Here is a 9,668-nt window from a genome sequence, read left to right as displayed (position 1 = left end):
GAGTCCGAGCAGGTGCGCCGGTGCCTGCGCGGCCTGACCGAACTCCAGCGCCAGGCCGTCACCCTGGCCTACTACCGGGGACTGACCTACCGTGAAGTCGCCGAAGCGCTGGGCACGCCTCTTCCCACCGTCAAGACACGCATGCGCGACGGGCTCGTCCGGCTCCGCGACTGCATGGGGGTGACCACGTGAACCACCACGCCACCGACGTCCACGCCCTCGCCGCCGCCCACGCCCTCGGCGCACTCGACGACGCCGAGCGCGAGGACTTCGACGCCCATCTCGAGACGTGCGGGGCGTGCCGGCAGGAAGCCGCCGAGTTCCGGGCCACCACGGCACGCCTCGCCGCGGCCGTCTCCCACGCTCCCCCGGCGGCCGCCAAGGCGCGGGTCATGGCCGCCGTCGACGGTGTGCGCCAGCTGCCCCCGCGCATCCCCTCCCCCCGTACGGCGCCGGCTCTCGGGAGCGTCCTGCGCCGCCGGGCGGCACCGCTGGCACTGGCCGCCTGCGTGGCCGCGGCCGCGCTGGGCGGGCTCGCGGTGTGGCAGACGCGGAACGCGCAGGACCTCGAAGAGCGGGCCCGTCAGTCCCAGCAGCGGCTCGACGCGGTGAGCTCGGTGCTGGCGGCCCCCGACGCGCGCACCGTCCACGGCAAGACCGCCAACGGGGCCCTGGCCACCGTGGTCTCCTCCGACGGGCAGAACCGTGCCGTCTTCACCGCGGCGGACCTGCCCGCCCCCGGAGCGGGCAGGACCTACCAGGTGTGGCTCGATCACGACGGCACGATGCGCCCGGCCGGTCTGATCGACCGCGACGGCACCGTGGTCCTCACCGGCGACCCGGCGGACGCGGGCGCCGTGGGGCTCACCCTCGAACCCGCCGGAGGATCGCCACAGCCCACCACCGACCCGCTGCTCCTGATGGCCCTGCCCGCCTGACCGGGCGCCCGCGGGCACCGATCGGGCCCCGCACGGCCGGTGGCGGGGCGGTGACGCCCGCGCACGCCGGTGGTCCGTCCCGTGGCACCGGGAGGGGCCCGGCGGCCGGCCGCGCGGAGGCCCCCGGTGGAGGAGGGGGGTGGCCGGTCACAGCCAGGGGAAGCGGTCGGGGGAGTAACGGTAGGCGCGGAAGACGGAGTTCTGGGCACCGGCCGAGGACTCCAGGCCCACTCCCTCGCCGAAGGACCGGAACTGCGGCACCACGAACTCCCACACCACGTCGCCGGAGGGCGTCACCTCGAAGAGCCGCCCGAAGGAGCCCTCGGCGATGAAGGTGTTCCCGTTCGGCAGGCGCTGGGCGCTCGACATGTAGGGGCTGTAGAAGTTCTGCGGCGGGTTGTCCTCGTACGACCACACCCGCTCGCCCGTGCGCGGGTCGAGTTCGAGCACCCGCGAGTACGGGACCGAGGTGGTGTCGCGGTAGGTGCCGTTGTCGAAGACCAGGATGTTCCCGCTCGCCAGCTCGTGCGGGTGGTGCTGCTGCGCCAGGACGTCGGGGCCTATCCGCCACAGCACGGACCCGTCGGCACGGTCGACGGCGACGGTGGTGGACGCGCTGCGGAAGCCCACCACGAGGGAGCCGTCGGCGCTCTCGTTGACGGTGTTGGCCATGGGCCAGTGCTCACGTGCGAAGTGCGGGTCGAGCGGGAACTCCTCGGGGTCGAGGTGCTCGATGGCGGCCCAGCGCCACACCTCCTCGCCCTCCCAGGTCAGCTCGTACACCACGTCCCCGTAGATCACCCCGCCCGGGGCCTCGGAGCCGGGAACACCGCCGCGGACGCGGGCCGCGTCCGCCGGGTCCAGCGGTTCGACGACGGTGACGACGAGGTTGCCGTTGCGCAGGACCGAGGCGTCGTGGTGGTGGAACGGGTGGCGGACCTCGCGCAGCACCGTGGAGTCGGGGGCCAGTTCCTGGAGGATGCCGCCGTGGTAGACGTCCCAGATGGGGAAGAGGGTGGGGCCGCCGGTGTCCTTGGCCGCGTAGAAGAGGGTGCCGCCGGGGAGGAGCTGTGCCTGGCGGCCGGGCGGGTGCGGGGAGGTCCAGGTGTGGACGGGCCTGCCCTCGATGTCGACGAGGTGGATCTCGCCGGCGCTGGTGATGGGCGTGTAGAGGGTGTGGCCGCCGTAGCTGCGCTCGGGGTCGTGGGCGATCAGGCCGACGCCGCGGCGGCGCAAGGTGTTCTGGTCGACGGTCATGGGGATCTCCTCTGTCGGGACGGGTGGTTCAGCGGACGGTGACGGCGGCCGGATCGACGGCCGTCAGGGGCGCGGGGTCCAGGTGCCGCAGCAGCGCGGCCCGGTCGGCGGAGCCCGGCAGCCCCTGGGCGGCCTTCGCCCAGGCGGCCTCCTCCGCCAGCTGCGCCGGCAGCTCGGGCGAGAGGGTCGCGCCGTAGCGGTAGCGCGGCTGGAAGGCCTCCACGTAGTCCGCGCGGAGCACGCCCTCGGACCGGGCGAGTACGGCCCGGCGCGCGGCGGCGGGGTCGGCGGCCATCCCGCGCTGGGCCTTCAGCAGCGCCCGCAGGAGGGCCGTGGTGGTCTCCTCGGTCGCCTCCGGGCCCGCGACGAGCAGGGTCCGGGCCGTGTAGCCGGTGAAGGGGAGCTCGGCGTAGCGGTCGCCGAGCGTGGTGCGGGCGGAGTCGTAGAAGCTGGGGAACGTGACGCCGGCGTCGATGTCGCCGCGCGCCAGCGCCGGGGTGACCTGGTTCGGGGCGAGGTTGACCAGGGTCACGTCCGTGGACTTCAGGCGCGCGGAGGCGAGCATCCGCGCGAGCGCGTACTCGACGTTCGTCCCCTGCGGGACTCCCACCCTTCGGTCCTTCAGCGCGTCGAAGCCGGTGATCCCCCGGTCGGTCCGGGTCAGCAGGCGCCAGTCGGAGAACCGGGACAGGTCGGCGACGATGCGCAGCTCCCGTCCGCCCAGGACGGCCGTGACCGCGGGCAGGTCGCCGACGACGCCGAGCTGCGCCTGGCCGCCGAGCACGGCGTTCAGCGCGTCCCGCCCGGTGGGCTGCGTGGTCACGGTGACGTCGATGCCCTCGGCCGGCCACAGCCCGCGCTCCTGGGCCACGTGGACGGGCGCTCCGCCGAGGTGGTCGCTCGCGGCGAGCGTCACGGCGGGGCGGCCGCCGCCCGCGGGGCCGGAGTCCGTGGTGCAGGCCGAGGTGAACGCGGAGAGCAGGAGCGCCGTCAACAGCACGGCCAGGGTGCGGGGTCCGGGCATGGGGAGGTCCTTCCGGGGAGGGAGACGGGGCGGATGCGGGGACGACGAGGGCAGGGGGGAGCAGGGCGGGCACGGGGAGGGGGGAGAGGGGCGCGCGGGGGCTCAGCCGGAGCCGAGGTGCCGGGCGATCAGGGAGCGCAGGTCCGGTGAGGGCGGCCCGGCGGGCACGGCCCGGTCGGCCAGGACCCGCCCGGGGGTCCCGCCGAGGACGACGACCCGCTCGGCGAGGGCGAGCGCCTCGTCGATGTCGTGCGTGACGAACAGGACGGTGGTGCCGCGGCGCTGCCACAGCTCGCGCAGCAGGTCCTGCATCCGGCTCCGGGTCAGTGCGTCCAGTGCGCCGAACGGCTCGTCCATCAGCAGCACTTCGGGTTCGGCGGCCAGGGCGCGGGCCAGGGCCACGCGCTGCTGCATGCCGCCGGAGAGCTGCGCGGGGTACTTCCCGGCACCGTCCGCGAGCCCCACCTCGGCCAGGGCCGCGAGGGCGCGCCGGCGGCGCTCCGCGCGCGGCAGGCCGAGCCGCTTGAGGGCGAACTCGACGTTGCCGCGGGCGGTGCGCCAGGGGAAGAGCGCGTAGTGCTGGAAGACCACGCCCCGCTCCGGGGCCGGCCCGCGCACCGGTGCGGCACCGGCCGTCACCCGCCCTTCGGTGGGCCGCAGGAACCCGGCCACCAGGTTGAGCACCGTGGACTTGCCGCACCCGCTGGGTCCGAGCAGGGCCGTGAACGAGCCCGCCGGGAGCTCCAGGTCGGTGCGCTCCAGCACCGGGGCGGACCCGTGGCGGACCGACAGCCCCTCCAGTCGTACCGCGATGCTCACGAGGCGCTCCAGTGGACGAAGCGGCGGCCGATCGCGGCCAGGACGAAGTCGACGGCCACGCCCAGCAGCCCGAGGACGATCAGTCCCGCGAACATCCGGTCCACGCGCAGGAACTGGCCGTCCACCTGGAGCCGGTACGCCAGGCCGCTGTCCGCGCCTCCCAGCTCCGCCGCCACCAGGGCGAGCAGCGCCACCGAGGCGCCGTAGCGCAGGGCCGCGAGCAGCGCGGGCGCGGCGGCGGGGAGCAGCACCTCGGTGAACCGGCGGTGCAGCGGCGCACCGAGCGAGCGGGCCGCCCGCAGGTACGACTCCGGCACGCGGGAGACGCCGTCGTGGACGTACAGCCAGACGGCGAGCAGCACGGCGTACGCGATGAGCAGGCGCTTGGCGGTCTCCCCGATGCCGAACCAGGCGGTCGCGAGCGGCACCAGGGCGATGGCCGGGATCGGGCGCAGGAAGGAGACGACCGGGGTGACGGCGGCGGACAGCCTCGGCAGGTAACCGGTGGCGAAGCCGAGCGCGCCGCCGACGAGGGCGCCCAGCGCGAAGCCCTGTCCGGCACGGGCCAGGCTGGCGCCGAGGTCGGCGGCGAGGATGCCGCTGCGGGCGCCGTCCGCGAGCGCGGCCGCGGTCGCGCCGGGCGTGGGCAGCAGGCCCGGGGCCACCGCGCCGGACCGGGCGAGGAGGTACCAGAGCGCGAGTACGGCGCCTGCCGCGCCCAGGGCCGGTCCGAGCCGACCGGGGGCCCGGCCGGGCGGTGAGGGGGTGGCGTGCACGGGGGCTCCTCGTTCGGTTCCTCGACGTCGATAAGTGAGGTCAATAATTGACCACGCTTATTAAGGCGGTGTTGCGGCCGTACGAAACGTCGCCGGGCCGCCCCGCCCCCGATCGGCGATGGGGTACGTTCACGTGTGTGCCCCGCCCCGAACCCACGCCCGAGGCCATCGAGGTCGGGAGGGTGATCCGGAACTGCCGCAGACAGCGCGGCGTCTCCATGGCCGTCCTCGCCACCCGCTCCGGCCTCTCCCAGCCCTTCCTCAGCCAGCTCGAACGCGGCCTCGCCACCCCCAGCCTCAGCTCGATCTACCGGATCGCCGAGGCACTGGACGTCACGCCGGGCACCTTCCTCCGGCCGCCCGAGCGGCCGGGCGCGGTCAGCCACGAGAGCGACCCCCAGGTGATCCGCGTGAACGAGGCCGCGGGGCAGACCGCCCGGGTGCTCATCCCCGGCGGGCGCAGCACGCTGATGGAGGCCTACGAGCACCACTTCGAGCCCGGCCGGGGCGAGCGCGGCTGGTTCGAGCACCCCGGCGAGGACTTCCTCTACGTCCTGGAGGGCGAGGTCGTCCTCGAAGTCGAAGGGGAGGAACCCCTGCCCCTGCGCGCCGGCCAGAGCGCCCACCACCGGGGCGACGTCCCGCACCGCTGCCGCCTGACGGGCCCGACGCCCGCCCGCACCCTGCTGGTCATCGCGAACGCCTAGGGGCGCCCTGCCGATCGGGCCGGGCTCGCGGCGCGGCCGGCGGGGCCGCGGGAGCATGCACGGCCGGCCCTCCCGATCAAGAGCACCTCGGAGAGGCCAAGGTCACAGATGATCGCCCTGCTGCTCTTTTGTTCGTCTGACCTAAGCTCCGGGCATGACTGTGCTGCCTGACGACGGCCTTTCGCTGGCCGCCGAGTTCCCCGCAGCGACCCGTGCGCAGTGGCAGCGCCTCGTGACAGGCGTGCTGAGCCGGTCGGGCGAGGACGTTCCCGCCGCCGAGGCCGAGGACGCCCTGTCCACCGCGCTGGAGGACGGTCTCCGGACCCGTCCGCTGTACACGGCCGCCGACGCCGTACCCGACCCCGGCCTGCCGGGCTTCCCCCCCTTCGTCCGGTCCGGACGCGCCGCCGGCAGTGCCGTCGGCGGCTGGGACGTGCGCCAGCGGCACGCCACCGCCGATCCCGGGGCCGTGCTCACCGACCTGGAGAACGGCGTCACGTCGCTGTGGCTGGCCGTGGGACCGGGCGGCATCCCGGTCGACGGCCTGGACCGGCTGCTTCGGGGCGTGTACCTCGACCTGGCCCCGGTCGCCCTGGACGCCGGGGCCGAGACCGCGGACGCGGCGCAGGAGCTGCTCGCCGTCTACGCCCGCCGCGGAGTGGCCCCCGAGGCGGCCCTCGGCAACCTCGGCGCCGACCCGCTCGGCACCGAGGCCCGCACCGGCTCCGCCTACGACGGGGACGGCTTCGCCGCCACGGTGGCGCTCGCGCGGCTCTGCGTCGAGGCGTACCCGGGGCTGCGGGCCCTGACCGTGGACGCCCTGCCGTACCACGAGGCCGGCGGCTCGGCCGCGGAGGAACTGGGCGCCTCGCTGGCGACCGGCGTCGCCTATCTGCGGGCGCTCACCGACGGCGGCATGAGCGTCGAGCAGGCGCTGGGCCAGCTGGAGTTCCGGTACGCGGCCACCGCGGACCAGTTCCTCACCATCGCCAAGCTGCGCGCGGCGCGGCGCCTGTGGGCGCGGGTCGCGGAGGCGTGCGGCGCCCCCTCCGCCGGAGCGCAGCTCCAGCACGCGGTCACGTCGTCGGTGATGACGACGGCGCGGGACCCGTGGGTGAACATGCTGCGGGCGACGATCGCCACGCTCGCGGCCGGCGTCGGCGGCGCCGAGTCGGTGACCGTCCACTCCTTCGACCACGCGCTCGGCGTGCCGGACGCCTTCGCCCGCCGGATCGCCCGCAACACCTCCACCGTCCTGATCGAGGAATCGCACCTGGCCCGGGTGATCGACCCCGCCGGCGGCTCCTGGTACGTGGAGTCGCTCACCGACGGACTCGCGCGGGCCGCCTGGGAGTTCTTCCAGGAGATCGAGCGGTCCGGCGGCCAGGCGGCCGGGCTGCGCTCCGGCCGGATCGGGCAGCGGCTCGCCGCGACCTGGGCCGAGCGCTCCCGTGCGCTCGCCCGACGGCGCGAACCGGTCACGGGCGTCAGCGAGTTCCCGTACCTGGGAGAGAAGCCCGTGGTGCGCGAGCCCGCGCCCGCCCAGCCCTCGGGCGGGCTGCCGCGGGTCCGCCGCGACGAGGCGTTCGAGGCCCTGCGCGCCCGTTCCGACGCGCACCTGGCCGCGACCGGCGTCCGGCCGCGGGTCTTCCTGGCCGCGCTCGGGCCGGCCGCCGCGCACACCGCCCGGCTGACCTTCGCCGCGAACCTCTTCCAGGCCGGCGGCATCGAGCCCGTCACCGAGGGCTCCTTCGAGGACAGCGGCGCCGGCGAGGTCTGCCTGTGCTCCAGCGACGCCGTGTACGAGGAGCGGGCCGCCGAGGAGGCCGCCGCGTTCCGCTCGGCCGGCGCCGGGCACGTGGTGCTCGCCGGGCGCCCGGCCGCGTACCCGGGCGTCGACTCCTACGTCCACGCCGGGTGCGACGCGGTCACCGTCCTCTCCGCCACCCTCGACCGCATGGGAGTGTCCTGATGGGAATCCCCGACTTCACCGGGATCGACCTCGGATCCCCGTCCCCGGCCGGCAGCCCCGAGGAGTGGCGGGCCGCCGTCAAGCGGGCCTCCGGCGGCGACGAGCTGCTGTGGGAGACGCCCGAGGGCATCACGGTCAAGCCCCTGTACACGGGGAGCGACCTGGAGGACGTCGACTTCCTGGAGACGTACCCCGGCATCGCGCCGTTCCTGCGCGGCCCCTACCCGACGATGTACGTCAACCAGCCCTGGACCATCCGCCAGTACGCGGGGTTCTCGACCGCCGAGGAGTCCAACGCCTTCTACCGGCGGAACCTGGCCGCCGGCCAGAAGGGCCTGTCGGTCGCCTTCGACCTGCCGACCCACCGCGGGTACGACAGCGACCACCCGCGGGTCACCGGCGACGTCGGCATGGCCGGCGTGGCGATCGACTCGATCTACGACATGCGGCAGCTGTTCGACGGGATCCCGCTGGACCGGATGTCGGTGTCGATGACGATGAACGGCGCGGTGCTGCCCGTCCTCGCCCTCTACATCGTGGCGGCGGAGGAGCAGGGCGTCTCCGCCGACAAGCTCGCCGGGACCATCCAGAACGACATCCTCAAGGAGTTCATGGTCCGCAACACCTACATCTACCCGCCGAAGCCGTCGATGCGGATCATCTCCGACATCTTCGCCTTCACCTCGCGGAACATGCCCCGCTACAACTCGATCTCCATCTCCGGCTACCACATCCAGGAGGCGGGCGCGACGGCCGACCTGGAGCTGGCCTACACCCTCGCGGACGGCGTCGAGTACCTCCGCGCGGGCCGGGAGGCGGGTCTGGACGTGGACGCCTTCGCGCCGCGGCTCTCCTTCTTCTGGGCGATCGGCATGAACTTCTTCATGGAGATCGCCAAGCTGCGCGCGGCGCGCCTCCTGTGGGCGAAGCTGGTCAGGGAGTTCGACCCGAAGAACGCCAAGTCGCTCTCGCTGCGCACCCATTCGCAGACCTCCGGCTGGTCGCTGACCGCGCAGGACGTCTTCAACAACGTGACGCGCACGTGCGTCGAGGCCATGGCGGCGACGCAGGGCCACACCCAGTCGCTGCACACCAACGCGCTCGACGAGGCGCTCGCGCTGCCCACCGACTTCTCGGCCCGCATCGCGCGCAACACCCAGCTCCTCATCCAGCAGGAGTCGGGCACCACCCGCACCATCGACCCCTGGGGCGGCAGCGCCTACGTGGAGCGGCTGACCTACGACCTGGCGCGCCGGGCCTGGCAGCACATCCAGGAGGTCGAGGCGGCCGGCGGCATGGCGCAGGCCATCGACGCGGGCATCCCCAAGCTCCGCGTCGAGGAGGCCGCGGCCCGCACCCAGGCGCGGATCGACTCCGGCCGCCAGCCGGTCATCGGCGTGAACAAGTACCGCGTCGACGGCGACGAGCAGATCGAGGTCCTGAAGGTCGACAACTCGTCCGTGCGCGCCCAGCAGATCGAGAAGCTGCGGCGCCTGCGCGCGGAGCGCGACGAGCGGGCCTGCCGGGACGCGCTCGACGACCTCACCCGGGCCGCGGGCGGCGAGGGCAACCTCCTGGAACTGGCCGTGCGGGCCGCCCGCGAGAAGGCCACCGTCGGCGAGATCTCGGACGCCCTGGAGAAGGTGTACGGCCGGCACTCCGGCCAGATCCGTACGATCTCCGGCGTGTACCGCAACGAAGCAGGCGAGTCCCCGAACGTGGAGTCCACCCGTGCCCTCGTCGGCTCCTTCGAGGAGGCCGAGGGCCGCCGTCCCCGCATCCTGGTCGCCAAGATGGGCCAGGACGGCCACGACCGCGGCCAGAAGGTGATCGCGACCGCCTTCGCCGACCTGGGCTTCGACGTCGACGTCGGCCCGCTGTTCCAGACCCCGGCCGAGGTGGCCCGGCAGGCCGTCGAGGCGGACGTCCACATCGTGGGCGTCTCGTCCCTCGCGGCCGGTCACCTCACGCTCGTCCCGGCGCTGCGGGACGAGCTGGCCGCGGAGGGCCGGGAGGACATCATGATCGTGGTCGGCGGGGTCATCCCGCCCCAGGACGTGCCCACCCTCCTGGAGATGGGCGCCGCCTCGGTCTTCCCGCCCGGCACCGTCATCCCGGACGCGGCCGCCGACCTGGTGCGACGGCTCGCGGCCGACCTGGGACACGACCTCTGAC

9 protein-coding genes are annotated in these 9,668 nt (G+C 74.5%); 5 read left to right on the top strand and 4 right to left on the bottom strand.

What is annotated here, in order from left to right; translation table 11 throughout:
- Together IE287_RS22520 and IE287_RS22515 are read left to right on the top strand one after the other, a co-directional pair.
- The coding region (locus IE287_RS22520) for a sigma factor-like helix-turn-helix DNA-binding protein (protein ID WP_229883644.1) at positions 1-192 on the top strand (192 nt) is incomplete at its 5' end.
- On the top strand, positions 189-938 hold the full coding sequence (locus IE287_RS22515; RefSeq protein WP_189850949.1) for an anti-sigma factor: 750 nt from the start codon (positions 189-191) through the stop codon (positions 936-938). The genes IE287_RS22520 and IE287_RS22515, both read left to right, overlap by 4 nt.
- A 147-nt stretch (positions 939-1,085) precedes the next feature.
- Here IE287_RS22515 and IE287_RS22510 read toward each other — a convergent pair whose 3' ends face one another.
- From IE287_RS22510 to IE287_RS22495, 4 genes are all read right to left on the bottom strand, one after another.
- Positions 1,086-2,195 (bottom strand): aryl-sulfate sulfotransferase, encoded by a 1,110-nt coding sequence (locus IE287_RS22510; RefSeq protein WP_189850948.1) that lies wholly within the window; start codon positions 2,193-2,195, stop codon positions 1,086-1,088.
- 28 nt (positions 2,196-2,223) lie between these two features.
- Positions 2,224-3,219, bottom strand: coding sequence for an ABC transporter substrate-binding protein (locus IE287_RS22505; RefSeq protein ID WP_189850947.1), 996 nt, complete (start codon positions 3,217-3,219; stop codon positions 2,224-2,226).
- Positions 3,220-3,321: 102 nt separating this feature from the next.
- A complete protein-coding gene (locus tag IE287_RS22500; protein ID WP_189850946.1) occupies positions 3,322-4,038 on the bottom strand; it encodes an ABC transporter ATP-binding protein in 717 nt (238 codons plus the stop codon).
- Positions 4,035-4,814, bottom strand: a complete 780-nt coding sequence (locus IE287_RS22495; protein WP_189850945.1) for an ABC transporter permease — start codon at positions 4,812-4,814, stop codon at positions 4,035-4,037. Before IE287_RS22495 ends, IE287_RS22500 begins: the two co-directional genes overlap by 4 nt.
- A 137-nt stretch (positions 4,815-4,951) precedes the next feature.
- On the opposite strand from IE287_RS22495, the gene IE287_RS22490 reads away from it, so the two are divergent.
- From IE287_RS22490 to scpA, 3 genes are all read left to right on the top strand, one after another.
- Positions 4,952-5,521, top strand: a complete 570-nt coding sequence (locus tag IE287_RS22490; RefSeq protein ID WP_189850944.1) for a helix-turn-helix domain-containing protein — start codon at positions 4,952-4,954, stop codon at positions 5,519-5,521.
- Between the two features lie 154 nt (positions 5,522-5,675).
- Complete coding sequence (locus IE287_RS22485; protein WP_189850943.1) at positions 5,676-7,493, top strand: methylmalonyl-CoA mutase subunit beta; 1,818 nt, start codon at positions 5,676-5,678, stop codon at positions 7,491-7,493.
- Entirely contained in the window at positions 7,493-9,667 is a 2,175-nt protein-coding gene (gene scpA / locus IE287_RS22480) for a methylmalonyl-CoA mutase (protein WP_189850942.1), read from the top strand. Before IE287_RS22485 ends, scpA begins: the two co-directional genes overlap by 1 nt.
- Position 9,668: the final 1 nt, after the last annotated feature.

It is taken from the genome of Streptomyces omiyaensis, from assembly GCF_014650895.1.
Taxonomy (GTDB): domain Bacteria; phylum Actinomycetota; class Actinomycetes; order Streptomycetales; family Streptomycetaceae; genus Streptomyces; species Streptomyces omiyaensis.
Note: the sequence above shows the minus strand (reverse complement) of the source record. Positions and strands in the feature narration are given on the sequence as shown.

What these genes read in the sequence shown, in the direction of transcription:
- IE287_RS22510 (WP_189850948.1), bottom strand. Translation starts at nt 2,195, where the DNA reads ATGACCGTCGACCAGAACACCTTGCGCCGCCGCGGCGTCGGCCTGATC.
- IE287_RS22505 (WP_189850947.1), bottom strand. Translation starts at nt 3,219, where the DNA reads ATGCCCGGACCCCGCACCCTGGCCGTGCTGTTGACGGCGCTCCTGCTC.
- IE287_RS22485 (WP_189850943.1), top strand. Translation starts at nt 5,676, where the DNA reads ATGACTGTGCTGCCTGACGACGGCCTTTCGCTGGCCGCCGAGTTCCCC.
- scpA (WP_189850942.1), top strand. Translation starts at nt 7,493, where the DNA reads ATGGGAATCCCCGACTTCACCGGGATCGACCTCGGATCCCCGTCCCCG.